This window comes from Stenotrophomonas sp. JAI102 (assembly GCF_013409105.1).
Classification (GTDB): domain Bacteria; phylum Pseudomonadota; class Gammaproteobacteria; order Xanthomonadales; family Xanthomonadaceae; genus Stenotrophomonas; species Stenotrophomonas maltophilia_AA.
Genome location: NZ_JACCCI010000002.1, coordinates 918,803 through 935,713 on the forward strand (window position 1 = coordinate 918,803; position 16,911 = coordinate 935,713).

9 protein-coding genes are annotated in these 16,911 nt (G+C 69.0%); 4 read left to right on the top strand and 5 right to left on the bottom strand.

The genetic code is table 11. The features are described from left to right. Positions 1–36 precede the first annotated feature (36 nt). The 3 genes from HDC96_RS12710 to HDC96_RS12720 all read right to left on the bottom strand — a co-directional run bounded on the left by HDC96_RS12710 (position 37) and on the right by HDC96_RS12720 (position 3,640). Positions 37–615, bottom strand: coding sequence for a CopL family metal-binding regulatory protein (locus HDC96_RS12710; RefSeq protein WP_306455640.1), 579 nt, complete (start codon positions 613–615; stop codon positions 37–39). Next, a complete protein-coding gene (gene recQ, locus HDC96_RS12715; RefSeq protein ID WP_176988441.1) occupies positions 527–2,332 on the bottom strand; it encodes a DNA helicase RecQ in 1,806 nt (601 codons plus the stop codon). Before recQ ends, HDC96_RS12710 begins: the two co-directional genes overlap by 89 nt. Positions 2,333–3,088: 756 nt before the next feature. After that, positions 3,089–3,640, bottom strand: a complete 552-nt coding sequence (locus tag HDC96_RS12720) for a Dps family protein (RefSeq protein WP_179460284.1) — start codon at positions 3,638–3,640, stop codon at positions 3,089–3,091. Between the two features lie 96 nt (positions 3,641–3,736). Here HDC96_RS12720 and hrpA point away from each other — a divergent pair, with 96 nt between their 5' ends. Further along, positions 3,737–7,840: an ATP-dependent RNA helicase HrpA gene (hrpA, locus tag HDC96_RS12725; protein WP_179460285.1), complete on the top strand. Its 4,104-nt coding sequence runs from the start codon at positions 3,737–3,739 to the stop codon at positions 7,838–7,840. Between the two features lie 42 nt (positions 7,841–7,882). Here the strand turns inward: hrpA and HDC96_RS12730 are convergent, their stop codons facing one another. Further along, positions 7,883–8,395: a hypothetical protein gene (locus HDC96_RS12730; RefSeq protein ID WP_179460286.1), complete on the bottom strand. Its 513-nt coding sequence runs from the start codon at positions 8,393–8,395 to the stop codon at positions 7,883–7,885. A 132-nt stretch (positions 8,396–8,527) separates the two neighbouring features. Between HDC96_RS12730 and HDC96_RS12735 the strand changes: the two genes are divergently transcribed. Together HDC96_RS12735 and HDC96_RS12740 are read left to right on the top strand one after the other, a co-directional pair. Further along, a complete protein-coding gene (locus HDC96_RS12735) occupies positions 8,528–10,681 on the top strand; it encodes a bifunctional (p)ppGpp synthetase/guanosine-3',5'-bis(diphosphate) 3'-pyrophosphohydrolase (RefSeq protein WP_179460287.1) in 2,154 nt (717 codons plus the stop codon). Between the two features lie 29 nt (positions 10,682–10,710). Next, complete coding sequence (locus HDC96_RS12740) at positions 10,711–12,273, top strand: hypothetical protein (RefSeq protein WP_257018710.1); 1,563 nt, start codon at positions 10,711–10,713, stop codon at positions 12,271–12,273. Here HDC96_RS12740 and HDC96_RS12745 read toward each other — a convergent pair. Next, a complete protein-coding gene (locus tag HDC96_RS12745) occupies positions 12,270–14,369 on the bottom strand; it encodes a glycosyltransferase (protein WP_179460288.1) in 2,100 nt (699 codons plus the stop codon). The two genes, HDC96_RS12740 and HDC96_RS12745, sit on opposite strands and share 4 nt — an antisense overlap. Positions 14,370–14,465: 96 nt before the next feature. Here HDC96_RS12745 and mrcB point away from each other — a divergent pair, with 96 nt between their 5' ends. Next, the gene (gene mrcB / locus HDC96_RS12750) at positions 14,466–16,907 is read left to right on the top strand and encodes a penicillin-binding protein 1B (protein ID WP_179460289.1); all 2,442 of its coding nucleotides are present in this window, start codon (positions 14,466–14,468) and stop codon (positions 16,905–16,907) included. Positions 16,908–16,911 lie beyond the last annotated feature (4 nt).

Here is a 16,911-nt window from a genome sequence, read left to right on the forward strand (position 1 = left end):
ACAGAGCTCAGGCGGGCGCTCGCAGAGCGCGGCGGATCAGGCGATCGGAGGGCGGGTGATGCGGTCCAGCGGCGGGGTCGGCAGCGTGGGATGCGCGGCCGTCAGCGGGGCCATCGACACCGGCGGCGGCGTGGCCAGCCAGGCGACCTGGACGGTCAGGCTGGGCTGCTGGGCGCAGCTGCGCAGGCAGTCCTTGATCTTGCAGTGGTCGCCATCGTGCGGCGCCTGTACGCCGGCATCGGCGGCGGCCATCGCGTGGTGATCGTGTGCGGCGGGGGGCGGCGCGTCGCCGTGGCAGGGCGGTGCCGCGCGGCTGGCGGGGGTCGGCTCGGCCAGGGCCAGCGCCATCGGGCCGGCCATGGCCACGTTCAGCCCGTTGAGCAACAGGCTGAGCATCAAGACCACTCGCAGGAGAAGGCCACTGGCGGACATGGGGCTCACCTTACTGCCAAAGCCCGACGACCGCACCTGCGGCTGAACGCCTGGTTCAACTCTGGAGCCGGGTCTGCCTGGACGTGCCGGGGCATCAGCCTTCCTCACGGACGATCTCGACCAGGCGGTCGCCGTAGCGGGCCAGCTTGGTGCCACCGATGCCACCGACCCGACCCAGCGCATCGACGCTGGTGGGGCGCTGTTCGGCGATGTTGCGCAGGGTGCTGTCGTGGAAGATCACGAAGGCCGGGACGTTCTGTTCGCGGGCGAGTTCGGCGCGCAGGCCGCGCAGCGCGTTGAACAGAGCCAGGTCCTGCGGCAGTACCGACAGGCCCGTGCGCTGGCCGCTGCGGTCGCGCTCACGGGCTGCCTTGGGGGTCTCGCGGCGCATCATGACCTTGCGCTGGCCTTTGAGCACTTCACGGCTGCCATCGGTCAGGCGCAGGCCGCCATAGGCGCTGCTGTCCACTTCGAGCAGGCTGGAGGCGACCAGCTGGCGGAACACGCTGCGCCAGGTGCGGGCGTCGAGATCCTTGCCGATGCCGTAGGTGCTCAGTTCGGTATGCCCGAACTGGCGCACCTTCTCGTTGTCGCCGCCGCGCAGGATGTCGATCAGGTGGCCGACGCCGAAGCGCTGGCCACTGCGGTAGACGCAGCTCAGCGCCTTCTGGGCGGCAACGCTGGCATCCCATGCATCCGGCGGCAGCAGGCAGTTGTCGCAGTTGCCGCAGGGCTGGGGGTAGGTCTCGCCGAACCCGGCCAGCAGGACCTGGCGGCGGCACTGCATGGATTCGCAGTAGCCGAGCAGGTGGTCGAGCTTGGACCGTTCCAGCGTTTTGCGGTCTTCGCCGGCTTCGGACTGTTCGATCATCTGCTTGAGCAGCACCACGTCGCCCAGCCCGTAGCAGAGCCAGGCTTCGGCAGGCTCGCCATCGCGCCCCGCGCGACCGGTTTCCTGGTAGTAGCCTTCCATCGATTTGGGCAGGTCGGTATGCGCGACGAAGCGCACGTCGGGTTTGTCGATGCCCATGCCGAAGGCGATGGTGGCGCACATGACGATGCCGTCCTCGCGCAGGAAGCGGCGCTGATTGGCGGCGCGCACCTCGGCCGGCAGGCCGGCGTGGTAGGGCAGGGCGTTCATGCCCTCCTTGCACAGGAACTCGGCGGTTTCTTCGACCTTGCGCCGCGACATGCAGTAGACGATACCGGCTTCCTGGCGGTGGACCTTGAGGAAGTCCAGCAGCTGGCGCTTGGCGTTGTCTTTCTGGACGACGGTGTAGCGGATGTTGGGGCGGTCGAAGGAGCTGACGAAGTGCTGGGCGTTGGTGAGGTCCAGGCGTTCGGCGATTTCGCGCTGGGTGGGCGGATCGGCGGTGGCGGTCAGCGCGATGCGCGGGACATCGGGCCAGCGTTCGTGCAGGACGGTGAGCTGGCGGTATTCGGGGCGGAAGTCGTGGCCCCACTGCGAGACGCAATGGGCTTCGTCGATGGCGAACAGGGCGATCCTGCTGCGCGAGAGCAGGGAGAGGAAGCGGCCGGTAAGCAGGCGCTCGGGGGCGACATAGAGCATGTCCAGTTCGCCGGCGAGGAGTTCGCGCTCGACCCGTGCGGCGGTGTCGCCATCGAGGGTGGAGTTGAGGTATTCGGCGCGGACGCCGAGCTGGCGCAGGGCTTCGACCTGATCCTGCATCAAGGCGATCAGCGGCGAGATGACGATGCCGGTGCCGTCGCGGAGCAGGGAGGGCACCTGGTAGCAGAGCGATTTGCCGCCGCCGGTGGGCATGAGGACGAGCGCGTCATTGCCGGCGGCGACATGTTCGACGATCGCCTGCTGCGGACCGCGGAATTCGTCGTAACCAAAGATGCGGCTGAGCAGGTCGTGCGCGGGGCGGGAAGACATCGCGCTAGTTTACCTTGCCCGGGCTACGGGCCGTGTCCTCTGATGCCGGGTCGGAGTGTAGGGAAGCCGGGCGCCAAGGCCTTAAAGCTTCAAAGCCTCAACCCCTCAAAGGCAGAGGCTCAAAGCGCCGGGCGTTCCGTCTTACGGGTTTGGCGCGGTGTGGGTGGGTCTGCTGGACCCGCCGTGAACCCATCCTTGGGGGCTCGTGGGCGGCATCCATGCCGCCCCAACGGTCCTGCAGACCCACCCACACCGCGCCGTCGACACTTGGCTGGTGTCCGGAGGAGAGCCAGTCGAGAGCCAGTCGAGAGCCAGTCAGAGCCAGTCAGAGCCAGTCGAGCGCGGGTCAAACGCACACAGGCGCCAATCGGCGCCTGTGGGTTGTTGCCTGTTGCATCTCGACGTTGCATCTCGACGGGGTGATGTGGCTACTTGCGGCGGGTTGCTTTGGCTTGCCCCACCGTCCATCCAGATCAGTCTGGCGAGTGGGGGCCGGGCCCTGGCGGGACCGCCAGGGCGGCAAGTGTCCGGCGCATGCGCCGGACGGGTTGGGCAGGATGCCCAACCCCGGTCTTGCCGTTTGTGCAGGATTGCACAAACGAGCAAGGCGCCCACGAGCCCCCAGGGATGGGTTTACGGCGCGTCCCGGCAGGGTCTGGCCCCCGCTCGCCAACACGGAGACCCCGGCAGCCAGTGCCTTTGCCTTCGCCTTTGACGTTGCTTTCAGTCAGCAAAGCCCACCAAAAAAACCAACCCTTACTGCAGCAGCGAACGCAGCATCCAGGCGTACTTTTCGTGGGTCTGCAGGCGCTGGGTCATCAGATCCTCGGTCGGCGCATCGTCCGCATCGTCGGCCACGTCCAGCACTTTGCGCGCCGTCCGGCACACCGCCTCGTTGGCGGTGACCAACTGGCGTACCATTTCACGCCAGTCCGCGCTGTCGGTCAGGCCCGGCTCCTCGGCGATCGAGGTCAGGGCCGCGAACTCGCGGTAGGAGCCCGGGGCGTTGAAGCCCAGTGCACGGATGCGTTCAGCCACGTCATCCAGGGCCGCCCACTGTTCGGTGTACTGGGTCTCGAACATGATGTGCAGGGAATTGAACATCGACCCGGTCACGTTCCAATGGAAGTTGTGGGTCTTCAGGTAGAGCGTGAACGCATCTGCCTGGAACGCCGACAGTCCATCGGCGATCTTCTTGCGATCGCCCTCCTTGATCCCGATATCGATGTTCGGGGCCGATGGGGCCGCCGCGCCGAGCTTCTGCTTGGCCGTCTTGGTCTTTGCCGGGGTCTTGGTCGTCTTCGCCATGGGAGAACTCCTTATGGATGGGATGAATCGGATGGCCTTCACAATAGATCAGACTACCCTTTCAGTAGTAAACAAAAGTTCTAAACGAATCGATTGATGAGCGCTATCGAAAAACCACATGCAGCACGCCTGGCCCAGCAGCAGGCCGCGATCAACGGGGCCATGAGCCGCGACCGCGGTCGTTTGCTGGGGATGCTCTCGCGTTGGCGGGCCAAACCGGCAGATGCGGGTCTGGCGGCGGCGTTCGAGCAGGCCTTGCAGGCGTCCGTGCAGCGCCGCGAAACGCGCGCGCTGAATCAGCCGACCATCACTCTGGACGATCAACTGCCGATTGCGCGTGAAGCCGAGGCCATCACCGCGCTGATCCGCGACCACCAGGTCGTGGTGATCGCCGGTGAGACCGGCTCGGGCAAGACCACCCAGCTGCCCAAACTGTGCCTGGCCGCCGGCCGCGGCACGGCCGGCATGATCGGCTGCACCCAGCCGCGACGGATTGCCGCACGTGCGGTGGCGACCCGCGTCGCGCAGGAACTGCAGTCCGAACTCGGGACCACGGTTGGCTACCAGGTGCGCTTCACCGATCGCGTCGGTGACGATACCCGCATCAAGTTCATGACCGACGGCATCCTGCTGGCCGAGATCAGCAGTGATCGCTGGCTGTCCAACTACGACACGATCATCGTCGACGAGGCGCACGAACGCAGCCTCAACATCGATTTCCTGCTCGGCTATCTCAAGCAGCTCCTGAAGAAGCGCCCGGACCTGAAGCTGATCGTCACCTCGGCGACCATCGACACCTCGCGCTTCGCCCAGCATTTCGGCGATGCGCCGGTGATCAGCGTGGAAGGCCGTACCTTCCCGGTGGAGGTGCGTTACCGCCCGCTGGAAGGCGAGGGCGGTGGTGAGGCCGAGGGCGGCCGCGATGGCGAGCGCACCGTGAATGATGCGGTGGTCGCGGCGGTGGATGAAATCACCCGCATCGACCCGCGTGGCGACATCCTGCTGTTCTTCCCGGGCGAGCGCGAAATCCGCGATGCGCACCAGTCGCTGGAGCGGCGCAAATACCGTGGGACCGACGTGCTGCCGCTGTATGCGCGGCTGTCGGTGAAGGATCAGGATCTGGTCTTCAACCCGGGCGCCAACCGGCGCATCGTGCTGGCCACCAATGTCGCGGAGACCTCGCTGACGGTGCCGCGCATCCGCTATGTCATCGACCCGGGTTTCGCGCGCATCAAGCGGTACAGCCCGCGGCAGAAGCTGGATCGGCTGCACATCGAGGCGGTCTCGCAGGCCAGCGCCAACCAGCGCAAGGGCCGTTGCGGTCGTGTGTCCGAGGGCATCTGCTACCGGCTGTATTCCGAGGCGGATTTCCAGTCACGCCCGGAATTCACCGATCCGGAAATCCGCCGCTCCAGCCTGTCCGGCGTGATCCTGCGGATGCTGCAGCTCGGGCTTGGCAGGATCGAGGATTTCCCGTTCCTGGAAGCACCGGACGAGCGTGCCATCGCCGATGGCTGGCAGCAGCTGGGTGAGCTGGGCGCGGTCGATGCGGAGCGCCGCCTGACACCGATCGGCCGCCAGATGGCGCGCTTGCCGGTGGACGTCAAACTGGCCCGCATGCTGGTGGCCGCGCAGGCCCAGGGCTGCCTCCGGCCGATGCTGGTGATCGCCTCGTTCCTGGGCATCCAGGACCCGCGCGAGCGCCCGCCGGAAGCGCGCGCCGCCGCCGACAACGCGCATGCGCTGTTCGCCGATGGCCGCTCGGAATTCGTCGGCGTGCTGCGCCTGTGGGACGGCTACCGCCAGGCCCACGAAGACCTGACCCAGTCCAAGCTGCGCGACTGGTGCGGGCGGCATTTCCTCGGCTTCCTGCGCATGCGCGAGTGGCGTGAACTGCATCGCCAGCTGCGCGTGCTGTGCGAGGAGCTGGGCTGGACGGAAGAAGCGGCCGAGACCTCTCTGGCACCTCTGCTGGCCGGTTCGTCCGCGCCTGCACAGGCGCGCGATGACGAGGCGAAGATCAAGGCGACGCGCGGTCAGCAGCACCGTGCCGCGCGCCTGGCCCGCGAAGGGAAATCCGAGCCGGCGCCCGTGGAGAGCACGCCGGCATCGGTCAAGGGTGCCGACACCGAGGCGCGCAACGCCTTCAGCGATAAAGTGCGTGCCGCCGCCTACCAGACCCTGCACCGCGCGCTGATCGCCGGCCTGCCCACGCAGATCGGCCACCGCAGCGAGAAGGGCGACTTCCTGGCGCCGCGCCAGCGCCGTTTCCTGCCGTTCCCGGGCTCGAGCCTGGCCAAGCGGCCGCCGCCGTGGCTGTTGACCGCGACGCTGCTGGACACCCAGAAAATCTGGGGCCTGACCAATGCCGCGATCGAGCCGGACTGGGTGATCAACGAACTGCCGCACCTGCTGCTGCGCAAGCACTTCGACCCGCACTGGTCGCGCGCGCAGGGCCAGGTGCTGGCCTCGGAGCAGATCAGTCTGTTCGGGCTGGTGCTGGCACCGAAGAAGCCAGTGCACTACGGCCGCATCGCGCCGGGCGAGGCGCACGACATCTTCGTGCGGCAGGCCTTGGTGACCGGTGAGATCAACACCCGCGCCGGCTTCGTCGCCGACAACCTCAAGGTACTGGAGCAGGCGCGCGAAGAGGAAGCCAAGCTGCGCCGCGCCGGCATCGTCGCCGATGAAGGCTGGCAGGCGCGCTGGTACCTGGACCGGATTCCGGCCGAGATCCATTCGGCGATGGGCCTGGATACCTGGTGGAAGGCACTGGCGCCGGAGAAACGCCGCGCGCTGTCATGGACGCTGGCCGATCTGCTGCCGGGCGAAGGCAGCGATGCAGAGCGCTATCCCACTTACCTGCCGCTGGGCGACGCACGGTTGCCGCTGCACTACACCTTCGAGCCGGGCGCCGACGAAGATGGCGTGACCCTGGAGGTGCCGCTGCATCTGCTCAACGCGCTGGACCCGGCGCGCCTGTCGTGGCTGGCCCCCGGCTTCGTCGCGGACAAAGCCGCCGCGTTGATCCGCAGCCTGCCCAAGGCGATGCGACGCAACTACGTGCCGGCACCGGATTTCGGTCGTGCGTTTGCCGAGGCGTTCGCCGAACCGACCGCCGATGACATCCGGGGCGAACTGGCGCGGTTCCTGTCGCGTGCCACCGGTGCCAAGCTGGCCGCCACGGATTTCGACGAAGCCTCGCTGGAGGCGCACCTGCGCATGAACCTGCGCCTGCGCGATGCGGACGGCAAGGTGCTGGCGACCTCGCGCGATCTGGACGCGCTGCGTGCGCGCTTCGGGGCGAAGGCCGGTGATGCCTTTGCCGCACGCGCCGGGCGCGCGCTGGCGGCGGAGGGACTGCGCGATTTTCCCGCCAGCCCCATCCCGCTGCAGGTGCCCGGCGAAGCCGGCGTGCCGGCCTACCCGGCGCTGGTGGACCAGGGCGAAACCGCCGCGTTGAAGATCTTCGCCGACCGCAACGAGGCGCTGGAACAGCATCCGCGCGGCGTGCGTCGCCTGCTGGAGATCGCGCTGGCCGACAAGGCCAAACAGGCGCGCAAGCAGTTGCCGGTGCCGCCCAAGACCGGCCTGCTGTATGCCGCGATCGAATCGCAGGAGCGCCTGCGTGGCGATCTCGTCGATGCGGCGATGAATGCCGTGCTCGCCGAGGGCCTGGGCGATATCCGCGATCCGGCTGCGTTCGCCAAGCGCAGTGCGGAGGCAGGCAAGGCGTTGTTCGGCGAGGCGATGGCGCGCCTGAAGCTGGCCGAGAACATCCTGGCGCACGTGGCCGAGCTCAAACCGCAACTGGAAGCGCCGCTGATGGGCTGGGCGCGTGGCAACCTGGACGACATGGAACAGCAGCTTGCCGGCCTGGTCCATCCCGGGTTCCTGCGTGAAACGCCGGCCGATGCCCTGGCGCAGTACCCGCGCTATCTGCGCGCGATGATCCTGCGGACCGAGCGCGCCAAGCGCGATCCGCCGCGCGATCAGGCGCGGATGCTGGAGCTGCGTCCGTTCGTCGATGCCCTGGCGCAGGCCGAAGCGCGCGGATTGCGCGCGCGGCCGCAGTGGCAGGACCTGCGTTGGGATCTGGAAGAGTTGCGGGTCTCGCTGTTCGCCCAGGAGCTGGGTGCCAGGACCGGCATATCGGCCAAGAAACTGGCCCAGCGCGTGGCTGCGCTGCAGGCCGCCTGATCCGGCCAACGCCCCGTGCCGAGGTGGCACGGGGCGCGGGGATTACTTGACGCGGCGGACCTTGGCGCGGGTGTTGTAGCCGTCGACCTTCATGTACCACACGCCGACCAGGCCCGGATTGATGATGACCTTCGGGGCGGTTTTGCGCACCCCGCTCAAGGTCGCCTCGTCGGTCTGTTCCCATTCCTGCTTGTTGGCCAGTACATACCGGCGGCCCTTGGCAAAGCCGCGGAACTCGTCGGTGATGTTGGTTTCGATCGGATCGTTGCTGCCGAAATCGTGGAAGCCGCGGTTCTTCACGATGACTTCCTGGCGACCCTCCTCGCGGGCTTCTTCGCGCGCAGTCGCGGCGAGTGCGGCGACCTTGCCCTGCAGCCAGTTGTTGAGCTGGGCCAGTTCCTGCGGCGTGAGCTTCTCCAGCCCGGCCGCCTTGAACTCGGCCGCCGACATCTGCTGCTGGAGATCGCCATCGACCACGCGCTGGGCCAGGGCCGGCAGCGAAAGACTCATCAGAACGGCCGCACAGGCCAACAACCGCAGACGGGAATAGCGCATGGCAGGGTCTCTCCTAGGGATGGCCGCAGTGTAGTGCCAGCGCCCGGGCATGTGCACATGCCGGTGGCGGCGATTGTCGGTTGGGCGCTGCGGCGCTAGTGTAGGTGGCCTCTGTCTTGTCTGTACGATGCTGTGAACCGCGCTTCTGCCCCTGGCCTGGATGCCTTGTTGAACCGACCCTCGGTGGCTTCGCTGCCGGCTGAACTGCGCGACGCGTTGCTGCAGCGCTGGCAACAGCCCGAGGCCGATCTGGAGATGCGCGCGGGCTGGTCGGTGCTGGCCGATACCCTGGATGCGCTGTCGTTGCTGTCGGCCGACGAGTCGGCATTGCTGGCCACGCTGTTGTTCGATTTGCCGTGGCTGCGCGCCGGGCTGGACGCGTTGCCGGTCGGCGCGCTCAAACCGGTGGTGGTCGGCCTGCTCGACGGCCTGGACGCCGCCGATCAGGTCTGGGCGCTGCACGCCGGGCGCGAGGCCGGGCGCAACAGCGAAGGCCTGCGTCGCCTGCTGCTGTCCATCATCCGCGATCTGCGCGTGGTGCCGATCCTGCTTGCCCGCCAGTTGGCCCGCATGCGCGGGGCTGATCGGCTGCCCGCGGAAGAGCGGCGCGCACTCGCCCAGCTCACCCGCGACATCCACGCGCCGCTGGCCAACCGGCTCGGCATCTGGCAGCTGAAGTGGGAACTGGAAGACCTGGCGTTCCGCCACCTGGAACCGGACACCTACCGCCGCATCGCCCGCGAGGTCGACGAAACCCGGCTGGCCCGCGAGCGGTATGTCGAGGGCGTCAAGAAAGCGCTGTCGCGTGAGCTGATGGCCCAGGGCATCCGCGCCGAGGTCAGCGGTCGCCCGAAGCACATCTACAGCATCTGGCGGAAGATGCAGAAGAAGCGGCTGGCCTTCGAGCAGCTCTACGACATCCGCGCCGTGCGCGTGATGGTCGACGACGTGGCTGCCTGCTACGCCGCGCTGGGCGTGGTGCATGCGCTGTGGGCGCCGGTGCCGAGCGAGTTCGACGATTACATCGCCCGGCCGAAGGCCAACGACTACCGCTCGCTGCATACCGCCGTGGTCGGCCCGGAAGGGCGCACCATCGAAGTGCAGATCCGCACCCACGACATGCACGCCCAGGCCGAGCTCGGCGTGGCCGCGCACTGGCGCTACAAGGAAGGCAGCAAGGGCGCGGAGAAAGCCTTCGACCGCAAGATCACCTGGATGCGCCAGCTGCTGGAGCACTCCCAGGAAGGGCATGGCGGCGAACTGGCCGGCGCGCTCGACGCCGAGCTGACCGAGGACCGGGTCTACGCGCTCAGCCCCAAGGACGAGGTGATGGACCTGCCGCAGGGCGCCACGCCGCTGGATTTCGCCTACCACGTGCACACCATGGTCGGGCACCGCTGCCGTGGCGCGAAGGTCAATGGCCGCATCGTGCCGTTGACCTACCGCCTGCGCAGCGGCGACCGGGTCGAGATCCTGACCGGCAAGGAAGCCGATCCCCGGCGTGACTGGCTGCTGGCCTCCAGCGGTTTCCTGGCCAGCAACCGCTCGCGCGAGAAGGTGCGGGGCTGGTTCCACAAGCTGGACCGTGCGCGCAACGTGCTGGCCGGCCGCGAGCTGCTCGAGCGCGAACTCAAGCGCCTCGGCCTGCAGCACGCCGACCTGGCCATCGCGGTGAAGAAGTTCCACGCCGACAGCGTCGATGATCTGTACATCCAGGTGGCGCTGGGCGATACCGGGCCGAACCAGGTCAGCCGCACGCTGCTGGAAGCCGAGCGCGCCGCCAGCCAGCCGGCCGCGCCGGTCCTGCCACGCCCGACCGCGCGGCGCGACAGCGTGCGCAGTGCCGACTTCACCGTCCAGGGCGTGGGCAACCTGCTGGTGCAGCTGGCGCGCTGCTGCCAGCCGGTGGCCGGTGAGCCGATCGTGGGCTACCTCACGCGGGCGCGCGGCGTGACCGTGCACCGCACCGACTGTGCCGCGCTGGCGCGGCTGGCGGCCGCCAGTCCGCAGCGCATCCTGCCAGTGGAGTGGGGCCAGGCCGGTGGTGGCTACGAAGTGGACGTGGTGGTCGATGCGGTCGACCGGCGCTGGCTGCTCAAGGACATCACCAACCTGATCGCGCAGGAAGATGCGTACGTGCTGGACATCCACAGCGACAACGTCCGCAACAGCGGCCGTGCGCACCTGCGCCTGCGTTTGAAGGTCAGCGACTACGGGCAGCTCTCCACCCTGCTGGGCAAGCTCGATGCGCTGCCCGGCGTCAGCGAAGCCCGGCGTCTAGGCTGAGCTCACGTGCCCCACGCTAGGCTCGCGCCATGAGCCGGGACGATGACAGGCATGAGGCCGCCCACGAGGCGTTGCGACGCGTGCGCCGCGAGGGCCGCTGGTGGTGGGTGCAGGCGCGTCATGCCCGGCGCATCTGGCGCTGGGCCCTGCTGGTCGCGGTGCTGGTCTTCGTCGGCCTGGCATTGCTGCGCCGGCCGCTGGCCAACTGGTTCTGGAACGAACCGCAGATCGAACAGCTGCTGGACCAGGGCGACCGCGCGCTGGCCGCGGGCCGATTGAGTGCTGCCGATGGCAGCGGCGCACGCGAGTCCTTCCAGGCGGCCCTGGCGCTGGACAACGATCGCCTGCAGGCGCGTAGCGGCCTGGCCCGCACCGGCCAGGCCGCCCTCCAGCAGGCCCGTGATGCACTGGACCGTGGCGACGTGCCGGCTGCGAGGGCCGCGCTCGCGCTGGCGCGCGCGTTGCAGGTGCCGCAGCGCGATGCCGACGCGGTGGCGCAGCAACTGCATGCACACGACCAGGCACGCGCGGGGATCGGTGCCTTGCTCGGCCGTGCCGAAGCGGCCCTGCAGGCGCAACGACTCGATGGCAGCCCGGACAGCGCGTTGCCACTGTTCCAGCAGGTGCTCACCCTGTCGCCCAACCAGCTGCGCGCGCTGGAAGGGCGCGAGGATGCCCTCTCGGACTTGTTGCAGCAGGCACGCGCCGCCGCCGATCGCGGCGATGTCGCACGCGCGGCGGGTCTGGTGCGCAGTGCCCGGGGGTTCGATGCCGGGCATATCGATCTGCCCGCCACCCAGGAGGCGGTGAACAATGCGCTGCAGCGCCGCCAGCGGGAGGGCGAGGCCGCGGTACGGCGGCAGAAGCTGGACGTCGCCGCGGAGGCCTTCGCCGCGGTGCTCTCGGCGTTGCCTGACGATCCCGCCGCGCGCCGCGGCCAGCTGCAGGTGGCTGATGCGCAGCTGGCGCGCGCGACGCGGCTGGCTGGCAACTTCCGCTTCGACGAGGCCGCGCAGGCCGTGCAGGCGGCTGAAACACTGGGTGCGTCCACACGTGCGCTGGAGCCGGCGCGGCATGCGATCGAGCAGGCCCGCCGTTCCCAGGCGGCACTGACGACGCCGGCGGTGCCGCGCGCGCAGCGCGAGCGCACGCTGCAGCGCCTGCTCGCACGCCTGGAGGAAGCGGAACGCGGCGGCCAGTTCCTCGAGCCGCCCGGACGCAGTGCCTATGACGCCCTGCGTGAAGCCCAGGGCGTGGCGCCGCAGGATCCGCGGGTGCGTGCCGCGGCGCGGCGTCTGCTGCCGGCAAGCCGGCAGTGCTTCGAGGATCGCCTGCGCGAGAACCGTGTGCTGGCGGCCGGCGCCTGCCTGGACGCCTGGCAGACGCTGTCGAACAACGAGGCAGGCCAGTCCGCCGCACGGCGTCGGCTGGCACAGCGCTGGCTGGCCATCGGCAGCGAGCGCCTCGGCTCGGGGGACATCGCCTTCGCGCAGCAGGCGCTGCTGCAGGCCCGCCGTTGGCAGCCGGACCTGCCCGAGCTGCCGGCGTTCGCCGAGCGCCTGCGCAGCGCCGGCGGTGGCGCAGGCGCTTAGTCCCCGAACACCCGCTGCACGGTGCCGCGCGCGGCGTCGAGCGAGAAGTGGTCCACGATGTTCTGCAGACCGGCGGTCGAAAGCCGACGCCACAGGGCTTCGTCCTGGTAGAGCCGGACCACGGCCTGCGCGAACGCCCCGGCATCATCGGCGACCAGCACATCCTCGCCATCGCGCAGGTGCATGCCTTCGACGCCGCAGGTCGTGGCGACCACCGGCTGGCCATGCGCCATGCTCAGGTTGACCTTGCCCTTGACCCCGGCGCCGAAGCGCAGCGGTGCGACCGCGATGCGCACGCCGTCCATGTACGGCACCACGTCCGGCACGAAGCCATGGATCTCCACGCCCGGCTGGGTCGCCGCGAGTTCGCGCAGCGTGTCCGGCACCGCCGCGCCGATGCAGTGGAAACGGATGTCGGGCAGCTGTGCGCGTATGCGCGCGAACACGTCGCCGATGAACCACTGCATCGCATCCAGGTTCGGCGGATGGCGGAAGCCGCCGACGAACACCAGGTCCCGACGCTCGGCCCAGTCCGGGCCCGCCCCGGCCACTTCATGCAGGTTGGAGATCAGTTCGACCGTGGCGGTCGGTGCATCGATACGCAGTTGTTCGCGTTCGGCGGCGCTGACCAGCACGGTCACATCCACCTGTTCCATCACCGCCAGCTCGCGCGCACGGGTGCGCTCGGCGTTGCGCAGCAGGCCGGCGTCGCCGGCGATCTCGGCCCCGCGGCGCTCGCGCAGGTAATGCAGGTCGACCGTGTCGAACACGGTACGGGCCTGCGGCGCGAAGCTGCGCAGCAGCGGCAGGCACTCGTGCGCGACGTGGTAGCGCACCATCATCGCCACGTCGAAGCGGCCACCGTTGGCGCGCAGCCACGGCGCCACGCCGACCAGGTAGGGTGCGTACCAGACCTCCACGCCGAGCGCCTGCAGCGCCTCGGTCGCCGCACCGCCATGCTCGCGCCGGGTCGGCACGAACACCACGTGGATACCGTCGTCGAGCAGCATCCGGATCAGGTTGTACTGGCGCAGCGAGGCCGAATCGCGGTCCGGCTGCGGCACTTCCTCATCCAGGATCAGGACCTGGCGCTGGGCGCGGTGCAGCAGCGCCGGCGAGGGCACGCTGCCCACCGCGGGCTGCGCCTGCAGTGCCTCGGCCCACTTCGCCGCGAACACGCTGCGGTTGCGGACCTGGTACGCCTTGATCCCGCTGCCGGTATCGGTGCCGTTGCTGGTGCCTTCGTCATGCACCACTCGGCTGGCCGGCTGCACCAGCACGCGGTGGCCACGGGCGCGGACCGCGAACGCCAGGTCGGTATCTTCGTAGTAGGCCGGCTTGTAGCGCAGATCGAAGCCGCCGAGTTCGTCCCACAGGGCGCGCGGGATCATCAGTGCCGCGCCGGAGCAGTAGTCGGCATCGCGCAGCGCGCTGTAGCGGGGATCCTCCGGCGACTCGAAGCGGCCATAGCTCCAGCCGCTGCCGTCCTGGAAGATCACCCCGCCCGATTCCTGCAGGCGGCCGTCGGGATAGAGCAGCTGTGCGCCGACCAGGCCTGCGCGCGGCACCCGTGCGAAGGTGGCCAGCAGGGCGTCGAGCCAGCCCGGTTGCGGCACGGTGTCGTTGTTGAGCAGCACCACGTACTGGCCGCGCGAGCGCGCGACGCCGTCGTTGCAGGCCTCGATGAAGCCACCGTTGGCCGCCCGCACTTCATAGCGCAGGCCGCCGATCCGCGGCATCCAGGCCGTGGTCTCGTCGCTGCTGCCGTCATCCACCACCAGGATCTCGCAGTCGACCTGCGGCGGATGGGCAGCCAGCGCCCGCAGGCAGGCGAGGGTGTGCGCGGCGTGGTTGTAGACCGGAATCACGATGCTGACCACCGGGCGTTCGCTGGTCGGGACCGTGAACGGCGCGAACGGCGTGGCCGCGGGCAGGTACAGCGGCGCGCCGCGCGGGGCCGGCACGGCCTGGGTGTGGACCCGGATCCGCTGCCAGGTGGCGCGCCAGCCGCGGGTCCGCAGGCTGGCCAGACTGCGACGGAACAGGCCGAGCATGCGGTTCAGGAAATAGCGAGCATCGGCCAAGGACATCGACATCCCGTTGCAACTCCAGCTTAAGCGGGGGAACCCGGGAGAACGCGCCGCTCGCGGTGGCTGCGTTAGACTCGCCGGACTTCATATTCTCGCATCCCCGTGCCCCGACGCTACGATTCCGACGACATCGACGAGTTCGACGACGACACCGAAAGCCGCGGCCCGCTGTGGCGGCGCCGGTTGATCACCTGGGGCATGGCAGCTGTCGCGCTCGGGCTGGGCTTCCTGATCCCCTATACGGTGTACCTGAACCAACAGGTCACCCAGCGCTTCGGCGAGCTGCGCTGGCAGATTCCCACCCGGGTCTATGCGCGCCCGCTGGCGCTGGCGCCCGGGGTGGCGATGGATGCGGCCACGCTCAAGACAGAGCTGGCGGCCTCGGCCTACCGCGATGACGGGATCGGCAAATCGCCGGCCACGTATTCGCAGGAAGGCGGCCGCTTCGTCATCTCCAGCCGCGGCTACAACGACGTCGACGGCCGGGTCGCCCCGCGCCGGGTCGAGCTGAGCCTGTCCGGTGGGTCGGTCGCTTCGCTGCGCGACCCCGACAGCCGCAAGGCCCTGAAGGCCGCGCGCCTGGATCCGGCCCGGATCGCGACGCTGTATGGCCAGAAGCAGGAAGAGCGCCGGCTGGTCCGGATCGAAGAGACCCCCGAACTGCTGGTCACCGGCCTGCAGGCGGTGGAGGACAAGGACTTCAACCGCCATCACGGCATCGATCTGAGCGGCATCGCCCGCGCGATCTGGGTGACCGTGCGTTCCGGTGGCCAGAGCCGCCAGGGCGCCTCGACCCTGACCCAGCAGTTGGCCCGCAGCGGCCTGCTCGGGATCGGCAAAGAGCAGACCGTCACCCGCAAGTTCAACGAGGTGCTGTACGCGCTGATCATGGAGGCGCGCTACGACAAGCGCACCATTCTGGAGGCCTACCTCAACCAGGTGTACCTGGGCCAGCGCGGCAGCCAGGCGATCCACGGCATGTCCTCGGGCGCGGAGTTCTGGTTCGGTCGCGACCTCGCCTCGCTCAATACCGAACACGTCGCGCTGTTGATCGGCCTGGTCAAGGGTCCGTCCTATTACGACCCGCGCCGCAACCCCGAACGCGCGCTGGACCGGCGCAACTTCGTGCTGGGCAAGCTGCGCGAAGCCAACCTGATCGACGATGCCGAGTACAAGCGTGCGGTCGATGCGCCGCTGGGCGTGCCCAAGACCCCGGGCCTGATCGCGGCCAACCGTTTCCCGGCGTACGTGGATCTGGTCCGTCGCCAGCTCGGCCACGATTACCCCGAGTCGGTGCTGCAGGGCGCTGGCCTGAGCGTCATGACCGGCATGGCGCCGTCGGCGCAGGCGTATGCCGAAGGCGCGGTCACCAAGACCATCACATCGCTGGAGAGCAAGCGTCGTCCCGCACTGCAGGCCGGCCTGGTCCTGACCGACGTGCACAACGGCGACGTGCTGGCCGTGGTCGGCAGCCGCGATGTCTCCGAACCCGGTTTCAACCGCGCCATCGAGGCCCAGCGACCGGTCGGTTCGCTGCTCAAGCCGTTCGTGTACCTGCTGGCGCTGGCGCAGCCGGACCGCTATTCGCTGTCCAGCTGGGTCGACGATTCACCGGTGACGGTGCAGCTGAGCCGCGGCAAGAAGTGGTCGCCCGGCAATGCGGACAACCGCAGCCACGGCACCGTCCGCCTGATCGATGCGCTGGCCCATTCCTACAACCAGGCCACGGTACGGGTCGGGATGCAGGTCGGCCCGGAGCGGGTCACGCAGTTGATCCATGTCCTTGCCGGTCTCAAGGCCGATCCCAATCCGGCGGTGATCCTGGGTTCCACGGACCAGAGCCCCTACGCGATGGCCCAGCTGTACCAGTTCCTGGCCTCCGGTGGCGAAATCCAGCCGCTGCATGCGGTGCGCGGCGTGCTCGACCCGCAGGGCAAGCTGATGAAGCGCTATGACAAGACGCCGGCGCCGGCGCAGGAAGGCGACTCGATCGCCGCCAACCTGATCAGCATCGGCCTGCAGCAGGTCGTGGCCAGTGGTACCGCACAGCGCCTCAACGCGGACGGCCTGGGCCGCCTGCAGCCGGCCGGCAAGACCGGCACCACCAATGACGGCCGCGACAGCTGGTACGCCGGCTACACCGGTGACCATCTGGCGGTGATCTGGATGGGCAACGACCAGAACGAACAGGCGGGGCTGTATGGCGCCACCGGCTCGATGCGGGTCTGGTCGGGCATCTTCCAGCGCCTGCCGAGCGCGCCGCTGAAGGTGAGCAACAAGGGCCTGGACTGGCAGTACGTGGAAGCCAGCGGCACGGCCACCACCGATGAAAGCTGCCCGGGCGCGCGTCGCTTCCCGTTCGTGGTCGGCTACACCCCGGCCTACGTGCCGTGTACCGCGCCGAGCGCGTTGCCGGAAGGCGAGGGCGGCGAACAGAGTGAAGGCGGTGGCTGGCGCAGCTGGTTCGGCCTGGAGAAAAAGCCCGAGCCCGCCCCCGAACCGGCGCAGAATGCACCGGCCGCCACCCCCGCGCGTCAACCCTGATCGA

Coding starts and splice junctions, on each gene's coding strand:
- HDC96_RS12710 (WP_306455640.1), bottom strand. CDS start 615: ATGCGCTGGGTCGGGTCGGTGGCATCGGTGGCACCAAGCTGGCCCGCT.
- recQ (WP_176988441.1), bottom strand. CDS start 2,332: ATGTCTTCCCGCCCCGCGCACGACCTGCTCAGCCGCATCTTTGGTTAC.
- HDC96_RS12720 (WP_179460284.1), bottom strand. CDS start 3,640: ATGGCGAAGACGACCAAGACCCCGGCAAAGACCAAGACGGCCAAGCAG.
- hrpA (WP_179460285.1), top strand. CDS start 3,737: ATGAGCGCTATCGAAAAACCACATGCAGCACGCCTGGCCCAGCAGCAG.
- HDC96_RS12730 (WP_179460286.1), bottom strand. CDS start 8,395: ATGCGCTATTCCCGTCTGCGGTTGTTGGCCTGTGCGGCCGTTCTGATG.
- HDC96_RS12740 (WP_257018710.1), top strand. CDS start 10,711: ATGAGCCGGGACGATGACAGGCATGAGGCCGCCCACGAGGCGTTGCGA.
- HDC96_RS12745 (WP_179460288.1), bottom strand. CDS start 14,369: ATGTCGATGTCCTTGGCCGATGCTCGCTATTTCCTGAACCGCATGCTC.